We start from the raw sequence: 25,893 nt of genomic DNA, 5'->3' as shown, positions 1-25,893 counted from the left end.
CCGCTCCTCGGCCGTCGAATGGCGAACCCGCGTTCCCCCTGCACAGCGCGGTGAAAGCTACCCCAACCGGTCGGAGGACGGGAGGGGCCGGGAAACCGGTCGGTACGGTGGTGCGGGCCGGCCGGCGAAGGAAAATGCGCTCACATGGGGAAGGGTCGGACAGAAACCTGACTTTTGAGTAAGGTTCGGCGCCGTAATCTCCACCGAATCTCTCCATCGGAGGGGGTGGGGTGTGCCGGCGGGCGCGGGGCGGGAGTTCTGAAGGCGCACGATGTGCATGGCGCACATGGCACACATGGCGCACATGGTGTGCATGGCGCGCCTGGTGGGGCCTGTGCGTCGGAGCGGCCCCCGGCCGACGGACCCCGGCCGGCGCCCTCCGGTCAGCGGGCCCGTCCGCCGGTGCGGTGCAGGCGGTCGCCGCCCGAGAGGATCGCCGCCGCCAGCGCGTGCGCCGCGCCCTGCGCGGAGGGGCGCCGCCGGCCGTGCGCCACCACGAAGTCCACCTGGCCCGGCTCCGGCAGCTCCGCCCGGTCCGGCATCCGCACCAGCCCCGGCGGGATCATCCCGCGCGCGTGCACCATCACGCCGAGTCCGGCGCGGGCCGCCGCGACCAGGCCGTTGAGACTGCCGCTGGTGCAGACGATCCGCCACTCACGGCCCTGCCGCTCCAGCGCCCGCAGCGCGAGCTCGCGGGTGATGCCCGGCGGTGGGTACACGATCAGCGGCACCGGACGGCCGGGATCGAGACGCAGCCCCTGCGCGCCGATCCACACCAGCTCGTCGTGCCACACCAGCTCACCCCGCGGGTCCTTCGGCCGCCGCTTCGCGAGCACCAGGTCCAGCTCACCGGCGGCCAGCTTCTCGTGCAGCGTGCCCGACAGCTCGACCGTCAGCTCCAGGTCGACCTCGGGATGCTCGTACCGGAACCGCTCCAGGATCTCCGGCAACCGGGTCAGGACGAAGTCCTCCGACGCCCCGAACCGCAGCCGGCCGCGCAGCCGGGTGCCGGTGAAGAACTGCGCCGCCTGCTCGTGCACGTCCAGGATCCGCCGCGCGAAGCCCAGCATCGCCTCGCCGTCCTCGGTGAGTTCCACCGAGTGCGTGTCGCGGGTGAACAACTGCCGCCCGGTGGCGTCCTCCAGCCGACGCACATGCTGGCTGACCGTCGACTGCCGCAGCCCGAGACGGCGCGCCGCCTGCGTGAAGGACAGCGTCTGCGCCACGGACAGGAAGGTCCGCAGCTGCGTCGGGTCGTACATCTCGTCCGCCATCCCGGCAGACTAGCGCGGCTATCGCGATACGTGATGGCAGTGAGAGCGGTATGCGGGATTCCCGATCACGGAGGGAGGGAGCAGGATGGGGAGGGGCTCCTCGTGCCCGTACGGGGGCGCCCCGGCGGAACCCAGTGGACCCCGAGTGAGTGGAGCAAGTGAAGCACCGTGAAACGCCCGCACTGGCCGAGCCGGATGCCGGTCGACCCGTACATCCTGCTCCTGCTCGGGACGGTGGGCCTGGCCGCGCTGCTCCCGGCGCGCGGCGCTGGCGCCGACCTCGCCTCCGGCGCCTCCACCGCAGCCATCGCCTTCCTCTTCTTCCTCTACGGAGCCCGCCTCTCCACCCGTGAGGCACTGGACGGGCTGAGGCACTGGCGGCTCCACGGCACCGTCCTGGCCTGCACCTTCGTCGTCTTCCCGCTGCTCGGCCTGGCCGCCCGCGGCTTCGTCCCGGCCGGAATTCTGAGCGACCCCCTCTATCAGGGCCTGCTCTTCCTCACCCTCGTCCCGTCCACCATCCAGTCGTCGATCGCCTTCACCTCCCTCGCCCGCGGCAACGTGCCCGCCGCGATCTGCGCCGGCTCCTTCTCCTCACTGGCCGGCATCGTGGCGACCCCGCTGCTGGCGGCGGCGCTGCTCGGCGGGGGCGGAGGCGGCGACGGGAGCCTGGGCTCCGGCGGGTTCTCGGCCGACTCGGTGACGAAGATCGTGCTGCAACTGCTGGTGCCGTTCGTCGCTGGCCAGGTGCTGCGCCGCTGGGTGGGGGAGTTCGTCCTCCGCCACCGGAAGGTGCTGGGGCTGGTCGACCGGGGCTCGATCCTGCTCGTCGTCTACACCGCGTTCAGCCAGGGCATGGTCGAGGGCGTCTGGCACCAGGTGAGCCCGGCCCGGCTCGGTGGACTGCTCGCCGTGGAGGCCGTACTCCTCGCCGCGATGCTGCTGCTGACCTGGTACGGGGCCAAGGCGCTGAAGTTCGGCCGGGCGGACCGGATCGCGATCCAGTTCGCCGGTTCGAAGAAGTCCCTGGCCGCCGGACTGCCCATGGCGAGCGTGCTGTTCGGCGCGCAGGCCTCGCTGGCCGTGCTGCCGCTGATGCTGTTCCACCAGATGCAGCTCATGGTGTGCGCGGTGATCGCCAAACGCCGCTCGCGCGACGCCGTCGACCCGCCCGAGGCGGTCGCCCCGGCGGTGGCCGAGGACGTCACCGTCCCGGTCCCAGCCGGACGGTCATGAACCGGGGCCGGTACAGGGACACGTTCCGGCTGAGCGTCACGGCGGCGCCGGCGCCGGACGTCTCGAGCAGGTTCACGTCGTAGCTGAGCACCAGCCGTCCGTCGCCGCTCAGCTCCGGGTGCGTCTGCGGGTTGTACGCGCCGGTCCCGCCGTGCGGCAGCGCGGGGCTGAACTCCTTCGCCGGGCCGCGCCACGGTCCGGTGGGGGAGCAGGACCAGTACGCCGCCACCGTCGTCAGCCCCTTCACCCCCGTGGCCATCGTGAACAGGACGTACGTCCTGCCCTCCCGCACCACCGAGAAGGCGCTGCCCACACCGGTGCGCCGTCCGTCCCCGAGCACCGGGCGCGGGCGGGCGCGGGTCTGCCACGCCGTGCCGTCCCAGTACTCCCAGGCAGCCGGGTCGGCGAGCCCGCCCTCCGGGACCCGCGCCACGTACGCCTGCGAGGCCTCGCGGGAGACGGCCCGGCCGTCGTCGCCGCCGAAGACGTACGTCCAGCCGTCCTCCTCGACCAGGGTCGTGCCGAACAGCACCCGCCGGGACGGATCGGGCACCTCCCGCTGGTCGAGCACCGTCTCCACCGACTCCAGGCGCAGATCGGGCAGGGAGAGCGTGGCGACCTCGGTGGCGGTGGGCACCCCGTAGATCCACGGGGACTGCCCCGCCGTACGCACCCACAGCAGCACGCGGACGACCTGCTCCGTGGAACCGGGGGAGCGGGGTTCGACCCGGGCGCCGACCGGCCAGCGCCACTGGTCCGGGGCGGGATCGGGGAAGAGCGGGGCGGGGAGCGTGGACTCCAGCCGGCCGTCGCGCATCAGGACGGCCGAGTTGCGCACCATCGGCGCGGTCATGTCCCGCCAGGCGTACGACTCGCCGACCGGGTTGGGCGGGCTGTGCACGCGGCCCAGGAACGTGTCGGAGAACAGCCACAGCAAGCGGCCGTCGGGCAGCCGCACCGAGTGCGTGCCGTCGCCCCCCGTCCAGTCGTCGGTACGGGCGCCGTCGTCGCCGTAGCGGGCGAACTCGGAGGTGAGGGCGTCGTCCTCGGCCCAGGACGCGACGGTGTGCGGAGTGCAGGCGCCGCCGCCGCCGTCCTGCCGCCCGTCGTCGCGGTCCGGGAGGCCGAGGACCAGCAGGGTCCCCAGGAGCAGGGTCAGGGCCAGGAGCAGGCCGATCCAGGGACCTGCTCCCCGTCGTGGCCGCGGTGGCGTCCGTGGCGATGTCCGTGGCGGTGGCTGTGTCGGGGTCTCCGTGCGTGTTCCTGAGCGTGCGGGCGCTGCGTCGTCGGGCACGCTCAGGGACGTTAGTGGCAGGAGTGGCGCGGGTCCATGGCACCTGCCGCCCTGCCGCCCTGCCGTGCTGACGCCCTGCCGTCCTGACGCATGGACCACGGCGCGGTGGCCGTGGGTTCGAGGCGGGGCCCCCGCGGCGCAGGGGGCGCTCCCCGCCGGCAGGGACCCCGCCGCCGTGCCGCGGGGGACCGGTCAGCCCTGGGGGGCCGCCGCCCGCAGGGCTATGCGGTCCTCACCCGCGTACACGTTCATGGAGGTGCCCCGCAGGAAGCCGACCAGCGTCAGACCCGTCTCCGCCGCCAGGTCCACGGCCAGCGAGGACGGCGCCGAGACGGCCGCGAGCAGGGGGATGCCCGCCATGACCGCCTTCTGCGCCAGCTCGAAGGAGGCACGGCCGGAGACCATCAGGACGGTCCGGGACAGCGGCAGGTTCCCGCCCTGCAGGGCACGGCCGACCAGTTTGTCGACCGCGTTGTGCCGGCCCACGTCCTCCCGGACGTCCAGCAGTTCCCCCTCCTCGTCGAACAGGGCCGCCGCGTGCAGGCCCCCCGTCCGGTCGAAGACCCGCTGGGAGGCGCGCAGCCGGTCGGGCAGGCCCGCCAGCAGCTCCGGGGTGACGAGCAGCGGCGGACTGTCGGCGATGGGGTGGCGGGTCGTGGTGCGCACCGCGTCCAGACTCGCCTTGCCGCACAGGCCGCAGGACGAGGTCGTGTACACGTTCCGCTCGAGCGTGATGTCCGGGATCCGCACGCCGGGGGCGGTCTGCACGTCGACCACGTTGTACGTGTTCCCCCCGTCCGCGGTCGCGCCCGCGCAGTACACGACGTTCCGCAGATCGGAGGCCGTCGCCAGGACCCCCTCGCTCACCAGGAAGCCGACGGCCAGCGCGAAGTCGTCACCCGGGGTGCGCATCGTGATCGCCAGCGGCTTCCCGTTCAGCCGGATCTCCAGGGGCTCCTCGGTGACGAGCGTGTCCGGGCGGGTGGACACCACCCCGTCGCGGATGCGGACCACCTTGCGTCGTTCTGTGACTCGTCCCATGTCCCCAGTCCCTGGTCGGTTCCTGGCGTCAGTCCCGGTTCTGCACGTGCTGATAGCCGAAGCGGCCCTTGATGCACAGGTTGCCGTGGGTCACCGGATTGTCGTGCGGTGAGCTGACCTTAACGATCTCATTGTCCTGCACGTGCAGCGTGAGGTTGCAGCCCACTCCGCAGTACGCGCACACCGTCGTCGTCCGCGTCTGCGCCGACTCGTTCCAGGTACCCGCCGCCCGCATGTCGAACTCCGACTTGAACGACAGGGCGCCCGTCGGGCACACCTCGACGCAGTTCCCGCAGTACACGCACGCCGACTCGGTCAGCGGACCGTCGTGCTCGACCGCGATCCGGGCGTCGAAGCCGCGGCCCGCGACCGAGATCGCGAAGGAGTTCTGCCACTGGTCGCCGCAGGCGTCCACGCACTTGTAGCAGAGGATGCACTTGCCGTAGTCGCGCACGTACAGGTCGTTGTCGACCCTGGGTTCCTCGTCGACCCGGGCCGCGTCCGGGCCGAAGCGGTCCGGCTTCGCCTCGTACTCCTTGATCCACTCGGCGGCCCGCGGGGTCGTCGACAGGTCGACGGAGGACGCGAGCAGTTCCAGGACCACCTTCCGGGCGTGCCGGGCCCGCTCGGTGCCGGTGCGCACCTCCATGCCCGGCTCCGCCTTGCGCGAGCAGGCCGGGACCAGGGTGCGGGCGCCCTCGACCTCCACCACGCACACGCGGCACGCGTTCTTCGGCGTCAGGGTGTCGCCCTCGCACAGGGTCGGCACGTCCTTCCCGGCCGCCCGGCAGGCGTCCAGGATCGTCGCCCCCTCGGGCGCCCGGACGGGCTCGCCGTCGAGGGTGAACTCCAGCAGACGGCGGGGAATCCCCAGCGGTGTCACGGTCATTCGTAGGCCCCCAGACGGTCGATGGCGGATTCCACGGCGTTCCACGCGGTCTGGCCCAGACCGCAGATCGAGGCGTCCCGCATCGCGCTGCCCACCTCGCGCAGCAGGGCGATGTCACCGGCGGCCCCGGCCCCGGTGCGCTCCACGATCCGGGTGAGCGCCTCCTCCTGGCGCACGGTCCCCACCCGGCACGGCACGCACTGCCCGCACGACTCGTCGCGGAAGAACTGGGCGATGCGCAGCAGCAGCCGGGGCAGCGGGACGGTGTCGTCGAAGGCCATGACGACCCCCGAGCCGAGCGTCGTGCCCGCCTGGCGGGTGCCTTCGAAGGTGAGCGGGATACCGAGTTCGTCGGCGCGGACGAAACCGCCGGCCGCCCCGCCGAGCAGCACCGCCCGCAGTCCGTCCCGTACGTCGGCCAGCTCCAGCAGCTCACCCAGCGTCGCACCGAACGGCACCTCGTAGACGCCGGGCCGCCCGACGCTGCCGGAGACGCAGAACAGCTTGGGGCCGGTGGACCGTTCGGTACCGATCGCCGCGTACGCCGGGGCGCCCATCGTCAGGACGGGCAGGACGTTGACGAGGGTCTCGACGTTGTTCTCCACCGTCGGCTTGCCGAACAGGCCCTTCTCCACCGGGAAGGGCGGCTTGGAGCGGGGCTCGCCCCGGTACCCCTCGATGGAGCTGAACAGCGCGGTCTCCTCGCCGCAGATGTAGGCACCCGCGCCGCGCCGGATCTCGATGTCGAAGGCGAAACCCTGGCCGAGGATGTCGTCGCCGAGCAGCCCGCGCGCCCGCGCCCGGTCGATCGCATACCGCATACGGTGCAGTGCCTGCGGGTACTCGCCGCGCAGATAGAGGTATCCCTTGTGGGCGCCGGTCGCGTACGCGGCGATCGTCATCGCCTCCACCAGCGCGTACGGGTCACCCTCCATGATCACCCGGTCCTTGAAGGTACCGGGCTCGGACTCGTCGGCGTTGCAGACGAGATGGTGCGGCCGGTCCGGCTGGGACGCCGTGGCCTGCCACTTGCGGCCGGTGGGGAAGGCGGCGCCGCCCCGCCCGACCAGACCCGAGTCGGTGACCTCCCGGATCACCCCGGCCGGGCCCAGCGCGAAGGCCCGGCGCAGGGCCGTGTAACCGCCGTGGGCGCGGTAGTCGTCCAGCGACTCCGGGTCGGCCACCCCGATCCGGCGCAGCAGCGTCAGCGTGGGGTCCCCCGCCTGGGGCACGGCCATCACCGCGGGCGGTTCGTCGGGGGCCGCGTCGGGCGCGGTCGCCGCGAGCACCGCGGACTCCACCGTCGCCGGCGCGGAGACCGCCGTACGCACCGGGTCCCCGGCCCTGATCGCCAGCGCCGCCGGAGCACGTTCGCACAGGCCCAGACAGGGGCTGCGCTCCACGCTCACCCCGCTGATGCCGCCGGTGCCGTCGGTCCCGGGCGTGGTCCCGAGCCGTGATGCGATCCCGGCGCACAGGGCGCCGGCCCCGGCCGCCGCGCACGCGAGGTCGGTGCACACGTGCAGCACCGTCGCGGGACGCGGGCGGACCGAGAACATCGCGTAGAACGTGGCGACCCCGTACGCCTCCGACGGCGGCACCGTCAGCCGCCGGCACAGGTAGTCCAGGGCGCCCTCGCTGATCCAGCCCACCCGGTCGTTGACCGCGTGCAGCCCCGGCAGCAGCAGGTCGCGGCGGCCCCGGGCCTCCCGCCCGCCCCGGGCCCACCTCAGATCGGCGTCGGTACGGTCGGCACCCTCCCACGAGGACTCGGGAGGGCCGAGCAGCGCGTCGACCGCCGCCCGCTCCTCGTCCGTCGGTTTGCTGTCACCGAAGCGCAGGTCCACTTACGTCACCTCACCTGGGTCCCATGGGGCACATGGGTCGGACGGGACGGATGGGCCGGACGGTTCACGTGGCCGGGAGCCGGAAGCTTCTCGATCCGGATCGCCGACGCCTTGAATTCCGCCGTCCCCGCGATCGGGCAGTTCGCCTCGATCGTCAGCTTGTTGGTGTCCACCTCGTCGGGAAAGTGGAACGTCATGAACGCCAGGCCCGGCCGCAGCGCGGTGTCCACCCACACCGGCGCCAGAACCGATCCGCGCCGCGAGGTCACCCGCACCTCCTCGCCGACCACCACCCCGTAGTGCTCCGCATCCTCGGGGCACAGCTCGACGGACTCGCCGCGCCGCAGTGGGGACGAGTAACCGCTGCTCTGGACGCCGGTGTTGTAGGAGTCGAGCCGTCGTCCCGTGGTGAGCCGGATCGGGTACTCCTCGTCGGTCAGGTCGACCGGCGGATCGTGCTGCACGATCCCGAACGGCGCGGGCCTGCCCCGCCGCTGCGCATCCGCTTCCCACAACCTGCCGTGCAGATAAGGCGGTTCGAGGGAATCGATGCTCGGGCACGGCCACTGGATGCCCTGGTGCTCCTCCAGCCGCCCGTAGGTCATGCCGTGGTGGTCGGGGGAGAGCGACCGGAGCTCGTTCCAGACGGCCTCGGCGTCCGCGTACTTCCAGTCGTGGCCGAGGCGGGCTGCGAGATCGCACAGGATGTCGATGTCCTCGCGCGCCTCGCCGGGCGGGGCGACCGCCCGGCGGACACGCTGCACCCGGCGTTCGCTGTTGGTGGTGGTGCCGTCGGTCTCCGCCCACCCGGCGGTCGCCGGCAGCACCACGTCCGCGAGTTCGGCGGTCTTCGTCAGGAAGATGTCCTGCACCACCAGGAAGTCCAGCCCGCTCAGCCGCCGAACCGCCTGGCCGCTGTCCGCCTCGGACTGCGCCGGGTTCTCGCCGATGCAGTAGACGGCCCGCAGTGAACCGTCCTCCATGGCCTCGAACATCTCCGTCAGGGTCATTCCGTGCCGCGGCTGGAGGGCGGTGCCCCAGGCGGACTCGAACTTCAGCCGGACGGCGGGGTCGAGGATGTCCTGGAACCCGGGCAGTCGGTTGGGGATCGCCCCCATGTCGCCGCCGCCCTGCACGTTGTTCTGGCCGCGCAGCGGCTGCAGCCCGGCACCGTAGCGGCCGACATGGCCGGTGAGCAGGGACAGGTTGACCAGGGCCCGGACGTTGTCGGTGCCGTTGTGGTGCTCGGTGATACCGAGGGTCCAGCACAGCTGGGCGCGCTCGGCCCGGGCATAGGCGTGCGCCAACTCCCGTATGGCGGCAGCCGGGACACCCGTCACCTTCTCGGCGAGGGACAGCGTCCACGGTTCGACGAGCTCCCGGTACTCCTCGAAGCCGGTCGTCGCCCGCCGGACGAACGCCTCGTTGACCAGACCGGCGTGGATGATCTCGCGGCCGATCGCGTGCGCCATCGGGATGTCCGTGCCGACGTTCAGCCCGAGCCAGCTCTCCGCCCACTCGGCGGTGGACGTCCGCCGCGGGTCGACCGCGTACATCCGGGCGCCGTTGTGGATGCCCTTCAGCACGTGCTGGAAGAAGATGGGGTGTGCGAAGCGGGCGTTGGAACCCCACATCACGATGAGGTCCGTGTGCTCGATCTCCTCGTACGACGACGTCCCTCCGCCGGAGCCGAAGGCGGCCGACAGCCCGGCCACGGACGGGGCGTGACAGGTACGGTTGCAGGAATCGACGTTGTGGGTGCCCATGACGACCCGGGCGAACTTCTGGGCCACGTAGTTCATCTCGTTCGTCGCGCGGGCGCAGGAGAACATCCCGAACGCGCCGCGCGCGGCGCCGAGTCCCCGGGCGGCCCGGTCCAGGGCCTCCTCCCAGGTCGCCCGCCGGAACGGCTCGTCCCGTGAATCACGGACCAGCGGATGAGTGAGCCGGGTGTAGGTCTTCGGGCTCCGGTCGCGTTTCCTGGTGCTTTTCATGCGGCGCTCCTCAGCGCGAGCAGGTCCGAGAGGGCGTGCACGGTGCGCAGGGTGGGCACCTCCACGCCGGTGATCTCCGCCAACTCGACGACGGCGGCGAGCAGTACGTCGAGTTCGAGCGGTTTGCCGCGCTCCAGATCCTGGAGCGTGGACGTGCGGTGGTCGCCGACGCGCTCGGCACCGGCCAGCCGGCGCTCCACGGACACGCCGACCTCGCAGCCCAGGGCACGGGCGACCGCGAGCGTCTCGTGCATCATGATCTCGATGACCCTGCGGGTGCCGCCGTGCAGACACATCTGCCGCATGGTCGCGCGGGCGAGGGCGCTGATCGGGTTGAAGGAGATGTTGCCGAGCAGCTTGACCCAGATGTCGCCGCGCAGTTCGGGCTCCACCGGGCACTTCAGCCCGCCGTCCACCATCGCCCCGCTGAACGCGAGACAGCGCGCGGAGACACTGCGGTCGGGCTCCCCGATCGAGAACCGGGTGCCCTCCAGATGCCGTACCACGCCCGGCCCTTCGAGCTCGGTCGCCGCGTAGACCACACAGCCGATCGCCCGCCGGGGCGCGAGCACCGCACCGACCGCGCCGCCGGGGTCCACGCTCTCGAGACGGTGGCCGTCGTGGGGGCCGCCGTGCCGGTGGAAGTACCACCAGGGGATGCCGTTCTGGGCGGCCACGACCGCCGTGGTGTCGTGCAACAGGGGTGCGATCAGCGGCCCGCACGCCGCGTACGCGTTGGCCTTGAGGCCGAGGAAGACGTAGTCGACCGGGCCGACCTCGGCCGGGTCGTCGGTCGCGTGGGGGCGGGCGGTGAAGTCGCCGCGTGGGCTGAGCACCCGCACGCCGTGCTGCCTCATGGCCGCCAGATGCGGTCCACGGGCGACGAGGTGCACATCGGCACCCGCGCGATGGAGCGCGGCGCCGACGTAGGCGCCGATGGCCCCGGCGCCGAGAACTGCCACTTTCACTGGGGAACGCTCCGTTCGGTCGAGGGAGTACCGCGGAGGTGGCTGCCGACGGATCGGATTCCGCATCATGTCGACGAAATATTGTCTACAGTATGGAAGGGGGCGCAGCAAGGGTTCGCGTACGGTCTGCTACGCGCGGCCCGCCGCTCGGCCCCGCTCTCCTACTCGCTCCTGCTCGCGCCGAAGAAACCGGTCGGTACGACCGTTCGTCGCAGACCGCATACCGTTCACCGCATACGGTCGACCCGCGGGGTTTTCAACTCCCGCATGATCTCCCTACCGTCCGGGTTTCATGAGTCCTCCCGTCGCACCCCCGGGCTGGAGCCGCTGGCTCGTACCGCCTGCCGCTCTCGCAGTCCACCTCTCCATCGGCCAGGCCTACGCATGGAGTGTGTTCAAGCCGCCGCTCGAGTCCGCACTCGGCCTCAGCGGCACCCAGAGCGCGCTGCCGTTCCAGCTCGGCATCGTCATGCTCGGCCTGTCCGCCGCCTTCGGCGGCACCCTCGTGGAACGCAGGGGGCCGCGCTGGGCGATGACCGTCGCCCTGATCTGCTTCTCCTCCGGTTTCCTGCTCTCCGCCCTCGGCGCGGCCACCGAGCAGTACTGGCTGATCGTCTTCGGCTACGGCTTCGTCGGCGGCATCGGCCTGGGCATCGGCTACATCTCGCCCGTCTCGACCCTGATCAAGTGGTTCCCGGACCGGCCCGGCATGGCCACCGGCATCGCGATCATGGGTTTCGGCGGCGGCGCGCTGATCGCCTCGCCGTGGTCGGCGCAGATGCTCGAGTCCTTCGGCGGCGACCACACCGGCATCGCGCTCGCCTTCCTCGTGCACGGGCTGACGTACGCCGTGTTCATGCTGCTCGGCGTCCTGCTGGTGCGGGTGCCACGCCCCGCTCCGGCCACGGTCGGTGCTCCCGCCGCCGCCCTCACCGGACCGCAGGTCTCGGCCCGCGACGCCCTGCGCACCCCGCAGTTCTGGCTGCTGTGGCTGGTGCTCTGCACGAACGTCACCGCCGGCATCGGGATCCTCGAGAAGGCCGCCCCGATGATCACCGACTTCTTCGCGGACACCTCCGCGCCGGTGTCGGTGACCGCGGCGGCCGGCTTCGTCGCCCTGCTGTCGGCGGCGAACATGGCGGGCCGCATCGGCTGGTCCTCCACCTCCGACCTGATCGGCCGCAAGAACATCTACCGTCTCTACCTGGGCGTCGGCGCGCTGATGTACGCCCTGATCGCGATGTTCGGCGACTCCTCCAAGCCGCTGTTCGTCCTGTGCGCGCTGGTGATCCTCTCCTTCTACGGAGGCGGTTTCGCCACCGTCCCGGCCTACCTGAAGGACCTCTTCGGCACCTATCAGGTCGGCGCCATCCACGGGCGGCTGCTCACCGCGTGGTCCACGGCCGGTGTGCTCGGCCCGCTCATCGTGAACTGGGTCGCCGACCGGCAGGAGGAGGCGGGACGGCACGGCTCCTCGCTGTACGGACTGTCCTTCATGATCATGATCGGGCTGCTGGTGGCTGGCTTCGTCGCCAACGAACTGGTCCGTCCCGTGCACCCCCGGCACCACGTGTCCCGCCCTCACGAGACGAAGGAGGCCGCCGATGAGCGGCAAGAGCAGCACGAGTCCGCCTGAGGCGCCCGCGGCGGGCCCCGACCGCCGCGGGCTGATCGCCTTCGCCTGGCTGTGGGTGGGCATCCCCCTGGCCTACGGCCTGTACGAACTCGTACGGAAGGCGACCCAGCTGTTCACCGGATGACGGCCGGCCCCGGGCGCGGACGTCCGGGCGCACCCGCAGGGCGCGCCGCGGGGCGAGCCCCGGCGTCCGCGGGCCTGACCGAAGCCGACAAGCCCGGCCCCTGAATCCTGTCGTATCACCTGTCGGCGTACCCGTGGGTCACTGATCAGACTGGTGAATCCCGCAACCGCAACACGAGGGGGATTCACCCATGATCGGCTCGCGCATCGCCGCCGTCGGCCACTACCAGCCCGCCCGGGTGCTCACCAACGAGGACCTGGCGGGCCTGGTCGACACCAGCGACGAGTGGATCATGAGCCGGGTCGGCATCCGCACCCGCCACATCGCGGGCCCGGAGGAGCCCGTCGACGAGCTGGCCGCGCACGCCGCGGCCAAGGCGCTGGCGTCGGCCGGCCGCACCCCCGGCGACATCGACCTGGTGCTGGTCGCCACCTCCACCGCGATCGACCGCTCGCCCAACATGGCGGCCCGGGTCGCCGCACGCCTCGGCATCCCCGGCCCCGCCGCGCTGGACGTCAACGTGGTGTGCGCCGGATTCACCCACGCGCTCGCCACCGCCGACCACGCGGTACGGGCCGGATCCGCGCGCCGCGCGCTGGTGATCGGCGCCGACAAGATGTCCGAGGTGGCCGACTGGACCGACCGCACCACCTGCGTACTCGTCGGGGACGGGGCGGGCGCCGCGGTCGTCGAGGCGACCGAGACCCCCGAGGAGCCCGGGATCGGGCCCGTGCTGTGGGGCTCGGTGCCGGAGATGGGCCACGCGGTGCGGATCGAGGGGACGCCGCCGCGGTTCGCGCAGGAGGGCCAGAGCGTCTACCGCTGGGCGACCACGCGGCTGCCGTCCCTCGCCCGCCAGGCCTGCGAGAAGGCGGGGTACGCGCCGGAGGACCTCGCCGCGGTCGTGCTGCACCAGGCCAACCTGCGGATCATCGAACCCCTCGCGCTCAAGATCGGCGCGGTCAACGCGGTCGTCGCCCGGGACGTCACCGAGTCGGGCAACACCTCGGCCGCGAGCATCCCGCTCGCCTTCGCCAAGCTCGTCGAGCGGGGCGAGGTGTCGTCCGGCGACCCGGTCCTGCTGTTCGGCTTCGGCGGAAACCTCTCGTACGCGGGGCAGGTCGTCCGCTGCCCCTGACAGCCCCCCGTGCGAAGTCCCTCGTACGGGTGTGACGCGGTCGACTCTCCCTCTCCCTGGCATCTGTGCGCCGTAGACTGTAGACGAAAGACAATCACTACAGGCGGTGCCGTACGTCCGGCCGCGCGGCCGGACGAGGGCTGCCGAGGAGGGGGACCGCGATGCTGTCGACCGGACTGCCCCAGGGGGCGGTGCCCAAGCTCGAACGCCCGGGCCCGCTGCGCGACCGCGTCTACGAGGCACTGCTCGAACTCATCACCACCCGCGCCCTCAGTCCCGGCCAGCATCTGGTCGAGAGCGAACTCGCCGGCCACCTCGGCGTCTCCCGGCAGCCCGTGCGCGAGGCGCTCCAGCGGCTGAACACCGAGGGGTGGGTCGATCTGCGCCCCGCCCAGGGCGCGTTCGTGCACGAGCCGACGGAGGCGGAGGCCGACCAGCTCCTCACCGTCCGCACGCTGCTGGAGGCCGAGGCCGCCCGGCTCGCCGCGCTCAACGCCGACAGCGCGGGCATCGAGGCCCTGGACGAGATCGTGGCACTGGGTCTGCGGGCCGTCGCCTCCGACGACGTGGACGAGGCCGTCGCCCTCAACGCCCGCTTCCACGCCAAGATCATGGAACTGGCCGGCAACGCCGTCCTCGCCGAACTCGCCGCCCAGGTCGGCCGCCGTGTGCGCTGGTACCACACCCCCGTCGCCCGGCAGCGCGGCGGGAAGTCCTGGGCCGAGCACCGCGACCTCATCACCGCGATCGTGAACCGCGACGAGCGGCTGGCCGAGCGGCTCATGCGCGAACACACCGAGCACACCCGGCGCTCGTACCTCGAACAGGCGAAGTCCTGACGCCGGGTACCCGGGGAAGCGGCTCCGCGCCGACCCCTTTGTCCTGTGAGTGGAAAAAGTAGGGGGCAATTCCTGCGCGACTTCTTCCCACCTCCGGCAGCCGCTGCTACGTTCCCTTCGAAAGCACGCCACACACGTGGCCGGAAACCGGCGCGCAGAGGCCGATCTAGGCGGGGAGGGGTTCGTGAGACGCATGACGGCACGGCCCGCGAACGCCCATCAGGCCCGACTGCTCAGGCTGTTGCGCGACGGCGGACCCAACTCCCGTGCCCAGCTGGGTGACCAGGTCGACCTCTCCCGGTCGAAACTGGCCGTGGAGGTGGACCGGCTGCTGGAGACGGAACTCGTCGTGGCCGACGGACTCGCCGCCTCGCGCGGCGGCCGGCGCTCCCACAACATCCGCCTCAACCCGCACCTGCGGCTCCTCGGCGTCGACATCGGCGCGACCTCGGTCGACGTCGCCGTCACCAACGCCGAACTGGAGATCCTCGGGCACATCAACCAGCCCATGGACGTACGTGACGGACCGGTCGCGGTCTTCGAGCAAGTGCTGTCCATGGCAGCGAAGTTGAAGGCTTCGGGACTCGCGGAGGGGTTCGACGGCGCCGGCATCGGCGTCCCGGGCCCGGTCCGGTTCCCCGAGGGCATACCGGTGGCACCGCCGATCATGCCCGGCTGGGACGGCTTCCCCGTGCGGGAGGCGCTCAGCCAGGACCTCGGCTGCCCGGTCATGGTCGACAACGACGTGAACCTGATGGCGATGGGGGAGCAGCACGCGGGCGTCGCCCGCACCGTCCCCGATTTCCTCTGCGTCAAGATCGGCACCGGCATCGGCTGCGGCATCGTCGTCGGCGGTGAGGTCTACCGCGGTACGACGGGCAGCGCCGGCGACATCGGCCACATCCAGGCCGTACCCGACGGCCGCCCGTGCGCCTGCGGCAACCGGGGCTGCCTGGAGGCCCACTTCAGCGGCGCGGCCCTGGCCCGGGACGCCCTGGAGGCCGCCCAGCAGCAGCTCTCCGCCGAACTGGCGAGCCGTCTGGAGACGAACGGCACGCTGAGTGCCGTCGACGTCGCCGCCGCGGCCGCCGCGGGGGACGCCACCGCGATCGACCTGATCCGCGAGGGCGGCAGCCGCACCGGCCAGGTCATCGCCGGCCTGGTCAGCTTCTTCAACCCCGGCCTGGTGGTGATCGGCGGCGGGGTGACCGGTCTCGGCCACACCCTGCTCGCCGCCATCCGCACTCAGGTCTACCGTCAGTCGCTGCCTCTGGCGACCGGCAACCTGCCCATCGTCCTGGGGGAGTTGGGACCCACCGCCGGAGTCATCGGCGCGGCCCGGCTCATCAGCGACCACCTGTTCTCACCCGCGTAAGCAGCCCACCGCTCCACCGCACGCAGCACGTCCGGCTCCACCGCACAGAACAGCTCTGCCCTCCACCGTGCAGAGCGTCCACCGTTTCCACCGACGGAACAGCGCACCGGCACCACGCACCGCCACCCCGCCGCACGTACGGCCCGGCACCACCCGAACCACCCGTGTCCCCGCACCGTCCCTCCCACACAGCGCCGCACCGTCCCGGCACCCCGGCCTGCCCGAAAACACCTTCCCCGCAAGGGGACCGCCCTGACACCGGCCCGCACGCCCGCCGAGGGGAATCCGCATGGCACCCGAACCACCGCTGCTCAGCATGTCCGGCATCACCAAGTCCTTCCCCGGCGTCCGGGCCCTGGACGGCGTCGACCTCGACGTCCAGGCCGGCGAGGTGCACTGCCTGCTCGGCCAGAACGGCGCCGGCAAGTCCACCCTGATCAAGGTGCTGGCCGGCGCCCACCAGCCCGACACGGGCACCATCCGCTGGCGCGGCGAAGCCGTCACCCTGCGCTCGCCGATCGCCGCCATGCGCCTCGGGATCGCCACCATCTACCAGGAACTCGACCTGGTGGAACACATGACGGTCGCCGAGAACGTCCACCTCGGCCACGAACCGACCACCGCCGGGTTCGTCGTCCGCCCCAGGACGGCCAGGGAGTCGACGGCCGAGCTGCTGACCCGGCTCGGGCACCCGGAGATCGAACCGGGCCGTACGGTCGGGGAGTTGTCCGCCGCCCAACAGCAGATCGTCTCGATGGCACGGGCGCTCTCGCACGACGTACGCCTCATCGTGATGGACGAGCCGTCGGCCGCGCTCGACCCGGACGAGGTCGACAACCTCTTCCGCATCGTCGACGGCCTCACCGCCGACGGGGTCGCCGTCGTCTACATCTCGCACCGCCTCGAGGAGATCCGGCGCATCGGCGACCGGGTGACCGTACTCAAGGACGGCCGCGCCGTCGCGGGCGGGCTGCCCGCCAGGTCCACCCCCACCCGCGAGGTGGTCGCCCTGATGACGGGCCGCGACGTCGAGTACGTCTTCCCCCCGCGACCGGCCTCCCCGCCCACCGGAGAGCCGGTGCTGACCGTCGAAAACCTCTCCCGCAAGGGCGAGTTCGCCCCCCTCGACCTCGAACTGCGCCCGGGGGAGATCGTCGGGCTCGCGGGGCTCGTCGGCTCCGGGCGCTCCGAGATCCTGGAGACGGTCTATGGCGCCCGCAAACCGGACTCCGGCCGGGTCCTGGTCGACGGGCGCCCCCTGCGGCCGGGCAGCGTGCGCGCCGCCGTCCGCGCCGGGATCGGACTCGCCCCCGAGGAACGCAAGGCGCAGGCCCTGCTCATGCTGGAGTCCGTCACCCGCAACGTGTCGCTCTCCGCCATGTCCCGCTTCTCGCGCGCCGGCTGGATCGACCGCGGCGCCGAACTGGGCGCGGCCCGCGCGGCCACCCGCGAACTGTCGCTGAGGCCGGACAACCCGAACGTGCCCGTGCGCACCCTGTCCGGCGGCAATCAGCAGAAAGCCGTGCTCGCCCGCTGGCTGCTGCGCGGCTGCCGGGTGCTGCTGCTGGACGAACCCACCCGCGGCGTCGACGTCGGCGCCCGCGCCGAACTGTACGCAGTCATACGGAGGCTGGCCGACGAAGGCCTCGCCGTCCTGCTGGTCTCCAGCGAGGTGCCCGAAGTGCTCGGCCTCGCCGACCGCGTCCTGGTGCTCCGGGAGGGCGACGTCGTCCACACGGCGCCCGCCCCGGAACTCGACGAACACCGTGTACTCGACCTCGTCATGGAAGGAAGTCCGGCGTCATGACGCAGCCCGTCTCCCCGCCGCGGGACAGCACCGACAAGGTGCCGGCAGCCGGCCCCGCGCCCGCCTGGCGCACCGTGCTGTTCCGCGCCGACGTCCGCACCCTGTCGCTGCTCGGCGTCCTCGCCGCACTCGTCCTCATCGGCGGCATCACCAAGCCGGACGAGTTCCTGGACACCCGCAACCTCCAGCTCGTCCTCACCCAGGCCTCCGTCATCGGCGTCGTCACCGTCGGCATGACCTTCGTCATCACCTCCGGCGGCATCGACCTGTCGGTCGGCGCGATCGTCGCCCTGGCCTCGGTGTGGGCGACCACGGTCGCCACCCAGGAGTTCGGGTTCGCCGGCATCCTGTTCACCGCCGTCCTCGTCGGCGTCGGCTGCGGTCTGGTCAACGGGGTGCTGATCGCTTACGGCGGGATGGTCCCGTTCATCGCGACGCTCGCCATGCTCGCCTCGGCCCGCGGTCTCGCCCTGCAGATCACCGACGGGCGGACCCAGGTCGTCACCATCGACAGCGTTCTCGACCTCGGCGAACGCGACGCCTACGTCCTCGGCATCCCGCCGCTGGTCCTGGTGTTCGCGGCGGTCACCGTCATCGGCTGGCTGGTCCTCAACCGGACCACCTTCGGGCGCCGCACCGTCGCCGTGGGCGGCAACGCGGAGGCGGCCCGGCTCGCCGGCATCGACGTCCGCCGCCAACGCCTGTACCTGTACCTGCTGTCGGGGCTGTGCTGCGGCATCGCCGCCTTCCTGCTGATCATCCTGGCCGGCTCCGGCCAGAACACCAACGGCAACCTCTACGAGCTCGACGCCATCGCCGCCGCGATCATCGGCGGCACCCTGCTCACCGGAGGCCGCGGCACCATCGTCGGCTCCGTGCTGGGCGTCCTGATCTTCACCACGATCACGAACATCTTCGCCCTGAACAACCTGCAGAGCGACGTCCAGCAGATCGCCAAGGGCGCGATCATCGTCGCCGCCGTGCTGGTCCAGCGCCGTACCGCGAGCACGACCTGACGAAAGGGTTCACCGCCATGCCAGAGCCGACACCTCTCACGAGCCGCAGAGGGCTGCTCTTCGGAGCCGCCGCCGTGTCCGCCGGAGTCCTCGTCACCGGCTGTACCAGCAACGAGCCGAGCGACGCCGAGCCGACCGCCAGTGACCGTCCGGCCGCCGACGACAAGCCCGGCAAGCCGGTCACCATCGGCTTCGCGGGACCGCAGGCCGACCACGGCTGGCTCAACGCCATCAACGACAACGCCAAGAAGCGCGCCGAGACGTACTCGGACGTCACCATGGAGACCACCGAGGGCTCCAACGACACCGCCCAGCAGATCGGCCAGATCGAGACCCTCATCAACAAGAAGGTCGACGTCCTGGTCGTGCTCCCCGCGGACGGCAAGGCGCTCACCCAGGTCGGGTTGAAGGCGATGCGCGCCGGCATCCCCGTCGTCAACCTCGACCGCGTCTTCAACTCCCCGCAGGCGTACCGCTGCTGGATCGGCGGCGACAACTACGGCATGGGGCTGAACGCCGGGCACTACATCGGTGAGAAGCTCAAGGACACCCCGAACGCCCGGGTCATCGAACTGGCCGGTCTGGACAACCTGGAGCTCACCAAGCAGCGCACCCAGGGCTTCGACGACGCGCTGAAGAACTACCCCAACATCAAGAAGGTGGCCCGCCAGGCCGCCGACTTCACCGTCGAGTCCGGCCAGGCCAAGATGGCCCAACTCCTGCAGGCCCAGTCGAAGTTCGACGCCCTGTGGAACCACGACGACGACCAGGGCGTGGGCGCGCTGCGCGCCATCGAACAGGCCGGGCGAGACGACTTCCTCATGGTCGGCGGCGCGGGCGCGCTCTCCGCCTTCCAGGCCATCAAGGCGGACAACGGCGTCCTCAAGGCGACCGTGCTCTACCCGCCGTCGATGGCCGCCTCCGCGATCGACCTCGCCCGCGCCCTCGGCCAGGGCAAGGGCGTCGGCGGCCTCGCCGAGTTCGAGATCCCCACCTCGCTGACCTGCTACTCGGCCGTCGTCGACAAGGAGAACGTCGACCAGTACATGTCCACCGGCTTCAAGTGAGGAGCCCCGCCCCACGGGCCTGACCAGCCCACCGGGCGGGGCCACCCCCGCCCGCCACGACGACGAGGAGGACATCCGTATGGCACAGCCGCAGCAGTCAGACGGGGCGGACGGCACGGAGACGGGGAAACCGCCCCTGCGCGTCGGCATGGTCGGCTACGCCTTCATGGGCGCCGCCCACTCCCAGGGCTGGCGCACCGCGGGCCGCGTGTTCGACCTGCCGATGAGCCCCGAACTGGCCGTCGTCTGCGGCCGGGACGCCACCGCGGTGCGCGCGGCGGCCGACCGCCACGGCTGGGCGGACACCGAGACCGACTGGCGCGCCCTGGTCGAACGGGACGACGTCGACCTCGTCGACATCTGCACCCCCGGCGACAGCCATGCCGAGATCGCGGTGGCCGCGCTCGCCGCGGGCAAGCACGTGCTGTGCGAGAAACCCCTCGCCAACACCGTGGCCGAGGCCGAGACGATGGCCGATGCCGCCGAACAGGCAGGGCGGCAAGGCCGGTTGGCGATGGTCGGCTTCAACTACCGCCGGGTCCCCGCGACCGCGCTGGCCCGGCGGATGGTGACCGAGGGCCGCATCGGCACCCTCCGGCACGTCCGGGTGACGTACCTCCAGGACTGGCTGGTGGACCCCGCGTTCCCGCTGACCTGGCGGCTGCGCCGGGAACAGGCCGGCTCCGGCTCGCTCGGCGATCTCGGCGCGCACATCGTCGACCTCGCCCAGCACCTGGCGGGTGAGCGGCTGGCGGGCGTCTCCGCGCTCACCGAGACGTTCGTCCGGCAGCGGCCGCTGCCCGCCGCGCCCACCAGTGGACTGGCCGCGGTCGACGCCGCCGGCACCGGCGAGGTCACCGTGGACGACGCCGCCCTGTTCACCGGCCGCTTCGCCTCCGGCGCCCTCGCCTCCTTCGAGGCCACCCGGTACGCCACCGGCCGCAAGAACGCGCTGCGCATCGAACTCAACGGCGAACGCGGGTCGCTGGCCTTCGACCTGGAACGGCTCAACGAACTCTCCTACCACGACGGCACCGAGCCCGGGGCGCACGCGGGCTTCCGCCGCATCCTGGTCACCGAACCCGACCACCCCTACCTGGACGCCTGGTGGCCGCCCGGCCACGGCCTCGGCTACGAGCACACCTTCGTGCACCAGGCCCGAGACCTGGTCCACGCGGTCGCCGAGGGCCGCACGCCCGAACCCTCCTTCGCCGACGGGCTGCAGGTGCAGCGCGTCCTGGCGGCGGTGGAGGAGAGCGCCCAGAAGAACTCCGTCTACACGCCGATCGCAGCCTGAGGAAAGGCAGACCCGTATGCCCCGCGACTTCACGCTGTTCACCGGCCAGTGGGCGGACCTCCCCCTGGAGGAGGTCTGCCGGCTCGCCCGCGACTTCGGCTACGACGGCCTCGAACTCGCCTGCTGGGGAGACCACTTCGAGGTCGACAAGGCACTCGCCGACCCGTCCTACGTGGACTCCCGGCGTCAGCTCCTCGACAAGTACGGCCTCAAGGTCTGGGCGATCTCCAACCACCTGGTCGGCCAGGCGGTGTGCGACGCCATCATCGACGAACGCCACCAGGCCATCCTGCCCGCCAGGATCTGGGGCGACGGCGAGGCCGAGGGCGTACGGCAGCGGGCCGCCGCCGAGATCAAGGACACCGCGCGCGCCGCGGCCCTCCTCGGCGTCGACACCGTCATCGGATTCACCGGCTCGGCGATCTGGCACCTGGTCGCCATGTTCCCGCCCGCGCCCGAGTCGATGATCGACCGCGGCTACGAGGACTTCGCGACGCGCTGGAACCCGATCCTGGACGTCTTCGACGCCGAGGGCGTGCGGTTCGCACACGAGGTCCACCCCAGCGAGATCGCCTACGACTACTGGACCACCGTCCGCGCGTTGGACGCGGTCGGCCGCCGGCCGGCCTTCGGGCTCAACTTCGACCCCTCCCACTTCGTCTGGCAGGACCTCGACCCGGTCGGCTTCCTGTGGGACTTCCGCGACCGGATCTACCACGTCGACTGCAAGGAGGCCCGCAAGCGCCTCGACGGCCGCAACGGCCGCCTCGGCTCCCACCTGCCCTGGGGCGACCCCCGGCGCGGCTGGGACTTCGTCTCCGCCGGCCACGGGGACGTCCCCTGGGAGGACGTCTTCCGCATGCTGCGCTCCATCGACTACCGGGGCCCCGTCTCCGTCGAATGGGAGGACGCCGGCATGGACCGGCTCCAGGGCGCCCCGGAGGCGCTGACCCGGCTGAAGGCGTACGACTTCGACCCGCCGTCGGCCTCCTTCGACGCGGCGTTCAACAGCTGAACCGCACGCCCGACGGCAGGTCGGGGACGGGGGCCGGAACGTCCGCCGGTCCCCGGTCCGACCTGCCCGAATCACGCTTTGTCCTGTGTTGGGGAAAAGTTCAACCAGCCCCGGCCCAAGGGGTGTTCGTTCAGGATGAACGCGGTTACCGTCCCTGAAGTGTTCAGGACACCCACACCGCCGGGATGACGGTGCACCCCGGCGCCCGCACCGCACGTCTTCGCACCCGTTCCGTACGGCCCCACCCCGTTCCCGGAGGGACTTCGTGCACAGAAGCAGACCCACATCCACCCACACCACGAGGCGTCCCAGACTTCGCACCGCCCTCGCCCTGCTCACCGGCCTGATGCTGGCCGCGGGGACCCCGGCGACCGTCGCCGGCGCCCACCCCGGGCACCCGGAACACGATGAACCAGCAGCCGCCGAAGGGCAGTTCCAGCAGGTACCGCTCGCCAAGGGCGAGCCCGAGACGGGCGAGCCGATGTCGCTCACCGTGCTCCCGGACCGCAGCGTCCTGCACACCTCGCGCGACGGCACACTGCGCCTCACCGACCAGGCGGGCGTCACCAAGGTCGCCGGCAAGATCCCCGTCTACAGCCATGACGAGGAGGGCCTGCAGGGCGTCGGCATCGACCCGGACTTCAAGAACAACCGGGCGGTCTACCTCTACTACGCCCCGCCGCTCGACACCCCCGCGGGCGACGCCCCGGAGACCGGCACCGCCGAGGACTTCGAGAAGTTCGACGGCGTCAACCGCCTCTCCCGCTTCGTCCTCAACCCCAACGGCACGCTGGACACGGCCAGCGAGAAGAAGGTCCTGGACGTCGCGGCCTCCCGCGGCACCTGCTGCCACGTCGGCGGCGACATCGACTTCGACGCCGAGGGCAACCTCTACCTGTCCACCGGCGACGACACCAACCCCTTCGCCTCCGACGGCTTCACGCCGATCGACGAGCGGCCGGGCCGCAACCCGGCCTTCGACGCCCGCCGCAGCTCCGGCAACACCAACGACCTGCGCGGCAAGATCCTCCGCATCAAGGTCGCCGAGGACGGCTCGTACACCGTCCCGGAGGGCAACCTCTTCGCCCCCGGCACCGAGAAGACCCGTCCCGAGATCTACGCGATGGGCTTCCGCAACCCGTTCCGGATCAGCGTCGACGACAAGACCGGCATCGTCTACGTCGGCGACTACGGCCCCGACGCCGGCGCCGCCGACCCGAAGCGGGGTCCGGCGGGACAGGTCGAGTTCGCCAAGGTCACCGAGGCGGCCAACTTCGGCTGGCCGTTCTGCACCGGCGACAACGACGCCTACGTCGACTACGACTTCGCCACCAAGGCCTCCGGTGAGAAGTTCGACTGCGCCGCCCCCAGGAACACCTCGCCGCACAACACCGGTCTCACCGACCTGCCGCCCGCCCAGCCCGCCTGGATCCCGTACGACGGCGGCTCCGTACCCGAGTTCGGCAGCGGCTCCGAGTCCCCGATGGCCGGCCCGGTCTACCGCTACGACCCCGAGCTCGACTCCAGTGTGAAGTTCCCCGAGGCGTACGACGGCGACTTCTTCGCGGGCGAGTTCGGCCGCCGCTGGATCAAGCGGATCGAGCAGACCGAAGACGGCTCCGTCGCGAAGATCAACGACTTCCCGTGGACCGGCACCCAGATCATGGACATGGAGTTCGGCCCCGACGGCGCGCTCTACGTCCTGGACTACGGCCTCTCCTGGTTCCAGGGCGACGACAACTCCGCGCTGTACCGGATCGAGAACGCCCAGGACGGCTTCTCCCCGATCGCCGAGGTGAGCGCCGACAAGACGTCCGGCGCGGCCGGTCTCAAGGTCGCCTTCACCGCCTCCGCCAAGGACGCCGACTCCTCGGACCTCACCTACAGCTGGGACTTCGGCGACGGCACCAAGGGCGAGGGCCTCAAGCCCACCCACAAGTACAAGAAGATCGGCACCTACACCGCGACCTTCACCGCGAAGGACCCCGAGGGCAACACCGGCAACGCCAGCGTCCGGATCGTGGTCGGCAACACCGAACCCAAGGTGAAGATCGAGGTCCCGGGCAACGGCAGCCTGGCCGCCTTCGGCGAGCCCGTCCCGTTCAAGGTGACCGTGACCGACCCCGAGGAGAAGGTCGACTGCTCCAAGGTCAAGGTCGTCTACAGCCTCGGCCACGACTCCCACGCCCACGAGCTGACCAGCGAGACGGGCTGTGAGGGCACCCTCAAGCCGCCCGCCGGAGACGGAGGTCACGACCCCAACGCCAACATCTACGGTGTCGTCGGCGCCGGTTACACCGACGGCGGGGCCAACGGCCAGGAGGCCCTGACCGGTACCGCCCGCACCGTGCTCCAGCCGCTGCACCGCCAGGCCGAGCACTTCACCACCCAGTCGGGCGTGAAGACCTACGACAAGACCGGCGCCAACGGCGGCAAGACCGTCGGCGACATCAACGACGGCGACTGGATCTCCTTCAGCCCCTACCGGTTCGACGGGCAGAAGAAGCTGACCGTGCGGGCTTCCTCCGGCGGCGCCGGCGGCTTCGTCGAACTGCGCACCGGCTCGCCCGACGGCAAGCTGCACGGCTCGGCGTACATCCCGCCGACCGGCGGCTGGGAGACGTTCCAGAACGTCGACGTGCCGCTGCGGTCGCTGCCGAAGAGCACCACGGAGATCTACCTGGTCTTCAGGGGCGGCGACGGCGCGCTGTACGACGTGGACGACTTAGAGTTCTCCACCCAGCCGTTCAAGAACGGCAAGAAGGTCCTGGTCTTCTCCAAGACCGCCGGCTTCCGGCACGACTCCATCCCGGCCGGCGTCGCCGCCCTGAAGGAGCTCGGCGCCCCGGCCGGCATCACGGTCGACGCGACCGAGGAGGCCGGACAGTTCACCACGGCCAACCTCGCCAAGTACGACGCGGTGGCCTTCCTGTCCACCACCGGTGACGTGCTCAACGCCACCCAGCAGAAGGCGTTCGAGAACTACGTCGGCAACGGCGGCGGCTACCTGGGCATCCACGCCGCCGCCGACACCGAGTACGACTGGGAGTTCTACGGCGGCCTCGTCGGCGCCCACTTCGACTCGCACCCGGCCATCCAGAAGGCCACCGTGCGCGTCGAGGACCACGACCACCCGTCCACCGCGCACCTGGACGACGCCTGGGAGCGCACCGACGAGTGGTACAACTACCGCACCAACCCGCGTGAGCAGGCCAAGGTCCTCGCCACCCTCGACGAGACGACCTACCAGGGCGGCACCATGAAGGGCGACCACCCGATCGCCTGGTGCCAGAGCTACGGCGGCGGCCGCTCCTTCTACACCGGCGGCGGCCACACCAAGGAGTCCTACGCCGAGGAGGCCTTCCGCGCCCATCTGCTCGGCGGTCTGCAGTACGCCACCGGCCAGGTCAAGGCGGACTGCAAGCCCGGCAAGGACTACCGGAAGATCTTCAACGGCCAGACCCTGGACGGCTGGAAGCAGGCCGGCCCCGGCACGTTCAACGTCAAGGACGGCACCCTGGAGTCCGAGGGCGGCATGGGGCTGCTCTGGTACCAGGCCAAGGAGCTGAAGTCGTACTCCCTCAAGCTCGACTGGAAGATGCGGGGCGACGACAACTCCGGGATCTTCGTGGGCTTCCCGGCCTCCGACGACCCCTGGTCCGCGGTGAACAAGGGCTACGAGATCCAGATCGACGCCACGGACGCGCCCGACCGCACCACGGGCTCCGTCTACTCGTTCAAGTCGGCGAACATCAAGGCCCGTGACCAGGTCCTGCGTCCGCCCGGCCAGTGGAACTCCTACGAGATCAAGGTCCAGGGCGAACGCCTCCAGGTGTTCCTCAACGGAGTCAAGATCAACGACTTCACCAACAAGGACCCCGAGCGGAGCCTGACCGACGGCCACATCGGCCTCCAGAACCACGGGGCCGACGACCAGGTCTCCTTCCGCAACATCCAGCTGAAGGAACTGCCCTCCTAAGGGCGACCGGAACGGCGGCGGGCGGAGGACGCCGGACCTCCGCCCGCCGCCGTTCCG

Annotated in this window: 19 protein-coding genes; 12 read left to right on the top strand and 7 right to left on the bottom strand. The window is 71.4% G+C overall.

All coding sequences use genetic code 11. From position 1 onward, the window contains the following. Positions 1 to 383: 383 nt before the first annotated feature. Positions 384 to 1,262 carry a LysR family transcriptional regulator gene (locus tag AOK11_RS00995; RefSeq protein WP_055591697.1) on the bottom strand — a complete coding sequence of 293 codons (879 nt, stop codon included), beginning with the start codon at positions 1,260 to 1,262 and terminating at the stop codon, positions 384 to 386. A gap of 207 nt (positions 1,263 to 1,469) precedes the next feature. Between AOK11_RS00995 and AOK11_RS00990 the strand changes: the two genes are divergently transcribed. After that, complete coding sequence (locus AOK11_RS00990; protein WP_055591691.1) at positions 1,470 to 2,510, top strand: bile acid:sodium symporter; 1,041 nt, start codon at positions 1,470 to 1,472, stop codon at positions 2,508 to 2,510. Here AOK11_RS00990 and AOK11_RS00985 read toward each other — a convergent pair. The 6 genes from AOK11_RS00985 to AOK11_RS00960 form a co-directional block, all read right to left on the bottom strand. Beyond that, on the bottom strand, positions 2,479 to 3,687 hold the full coding sequence (locus tag AOK11_RS00985; RefSeq protein WP_055591696.1) for a DUF4185 domain-containing protein: 1,209 nt from the start codon (positions 3,685 to 3,687) through the stop codon (positions 2,479 to 2,481). The two genes, AOK11_RS00990 and AOK11_RS00985, sit on opposite strands and share 32 nt — an antisense overlap. 309 nt (positions 3,688 to 3,996) lie before the next feature. Then, a complete protein-coding gene (gene fdhD / locus AOK11_RS00980; protein ID WP_055591690.1) occupies positions 3,997 to 4,845 on the bottom strand; it encodes a formate dehydrogenase accessory sulfurtransferase FdhD in 849 nt (282 codons plus the stop codon). Between the two features lie 28 nt (positions 4,846 to 4,873). Beyond that, entirely contained in the window at positions 4,874 to 5,734 is an 861-nt protein-coding gene (locus tag AOK11_RS00975) for a 2Fe-2S iron-sulfur cluster-binding protein (RefSeq protein ID WP_055591689.1), read from the bottom strand. Beyond that, positions 5,731 to 7,581: an NAD(P)H-dependent oxidoreductase subunit E gene (locus tag AOK11_RS00970; protein ID WP_055591688.1), complete on the bottom strand. Its 1,851-nt coding sequence runs from the start codon at positions 7,579 to 7,581 to the stop codon at positions 5,731 to 5,733. The genes AOK11_RS00975 and AOK11_RS00970 overlap by 4 nt, the downstream gene beginning before the upstream one ends. Before the next feature lie 5 nt (positions 7,582 to 7,586). After that, entirely contained in the window at positions 7,587 to 9,575 is a 1,989-nt protein-coding gene (locus AOK11_RS00965) for a molybdopterin oxidoreductase family protein (RefSeq protein WP_055591687.1), read from the bottom strand. After that, the gene (locus AOK11_RS00960) at positions 9,572 to 10,543 is read right to left on the bottom strand and encodes a 2-dehydropantoate 2-reductase (protein ID WP_055591686.1); all 972 of its coding nucleotides are present in this window, start codon (positions 10,541 to 10,543) and stop codon (positions 9,572 to 9,574) included. The genes AOK11_RS00965 and AOK11_RS00960 overlap by 4 nt, the downstream gene beginning before the upstream one ends. Positions 10,544 to 10,835: 292 nt before the next feature. Between AOK11_RS00960 and AOK11_RS00955 the strand changes: the two genes are divergently transcribed. The 11 genes from AOK11_RS00955 to AOK11_RS00910 all read left to right on the top strand — a co-directional run bounded on the left by AOK11_RS00955 (position 10,836) and on the right by AOK11_RS00910 (position 25,836). Further along, positions 10,836 to 12,179: an OFA family MFS transporter gene (locus tag AOK11_RS00955; protein WP_055591685.1), complete on the top strand. Its 1,344-nt coding sequence runs from the start codon at positions 10,836 to 10,838 to the stop codon at positions 12,177 to 12,179. Further along, the gene (locus AOK11_RS43280; protein WP_167353754.1) at positions 12,148 to 12,303 is read left to right on the top strand and encodes an MFS transporter small subunit; all 156 of its coding nucleotides are present in this window, start codon (positions 12,148 to 12,150) and stop codon (positions 12,301 to 12,303) included. The genes AOK11_RS00955 and AOK11_RS43280 overlap by 32 nt, the downstream gene beginning before the upstream one ends. Before the next feature lie 190 nt (positions 12,304 to 12,493). Then, positions 12,494 to 13,441, top strand: a complete 948-nt coding sequence (locus tag AOK11_RS00950; protein ID WP_055591684.1) for a beta-ketoacyl-ACP synthase III — start codon at positions 12,494 to 12,496, stop codon at positions 13,439 to 13,441. Between the two features lie 161 nt (positions 13,442 to 13,602). Further along, positions 13,603 to 14,280, top strand: a complete 678-nt coding sequence (locus AOK11_RS00945; RefSeq protein WP_055591683.1) for a GntR family transcriptional regulator — start codon at positions 13,603 to 13,605, stop codon at positions 14,278 to 14,280. 193 nt (positions 14,281 to 14,473) lie between these two features. After that, complete coding sequence (locus tag AOK11_RS00940; protein WP_055591682.1) at positions 14,474 to 15,655, top strand: ROK family protein; 1,182 nt, start codon at positions 14,474 to 14,476, stop codon at positions 15,653 to 15,655. A 289-nt stretch (positions 15,656 to 15,944) separates the two neighbouring features. After that, complete coding sequence (locus AOK11_RS00935; RefSeq protein ID WP_055591681.1) at positions 15,945 to 17,462, top strand: sugar ABC transporter ATP-binding protein; 1,518 nt, start codon at positions 15,945 to 15,947, stop codon at positions 17,460 to 17,462. Beyond that, positions 17,459 to 18,478, top strand: a complete 1,020-nt coding sequence (locus tag AOK11_RS00930; protein ID WP_055591680.1) for an ABC transporter permease — start codon at positions 17,459 to 17,461, stop codon at positions 18,476 to 18,478. Before AOK11_RS00935 ends, AOK11_RS00930 begins: the two co-directional genes overlap by 4 nt. Before the next feature lie 17 nt (positions 18,479 to 18,495). Beyond that, complete coding sequence (locus AOK11_RS00925; protein ID WP_055591679.1) at positions 18,496 to 19,545, top strand: substrate-binding domain-containing protein; 1,050 nt, start codon at positions 18,496 to 18,498, stop codon at positions 19,543 to 19,545. Positions 19,546 to 19,624: 79 nt separating this feature from the next. Further along, complete coding sequence (locus AOK11_RS00920) at positions 19,625 to 20,842, top strand: Gfo/Idh/MocA family protein (RefSeq protein ID WP_206188749.1); 1,218 nt, start codon at positions 19,625 to 19,627, stop codon at positions 20,840 to 20,842. A gap of 16 nt (positions 20,843 to 20,858) precedes the next feature. Then, the gene (locus tag AOK11_RS00915; RefSeq protein ID WP_055591678.1) at positions 20,859 to 21,857 is read left to right on the top strand and encodes a sugar phosphate isomerase/epimerase family protein; all 999 of its coding nucleotides are present in this window, start codon (positions 20,859 to 20,861) and stop codon (positions 21,855 to 21,857) included. A gap of 265 nt (positions 21,858 to 22,122) precedes the next feature. Then, positions 22,123 to 25,836 carry a ThuA domain-containing protein gene (locus AOK11_RS00910; protein ID WP_055591677.1) on the top strand — a complete coding sequence of 1,238 codons (3,714 nt, stop codon included), beginning with the start codon at positions 22,123 to 22,125 and terminating at the stop codon, positions 25,834 to 25,836. The last annotated feature ends 57 nt before the right edge of the window (positions 25,837 to 25,893 follow it).

It is taken from the genome of Streptomyces hirsutus (assembly GCF_001418415.1).
GTDB classification, from domain to species: Bacteria; Actinomycetota; Actinomycetes; order Streptomycetales; family Streptomycetaceae; genus Streptomyces; species Streptomyces hirsutus.
This window is presented reverse-complemented; position numbering and strand designations above follow the sequence as displayed.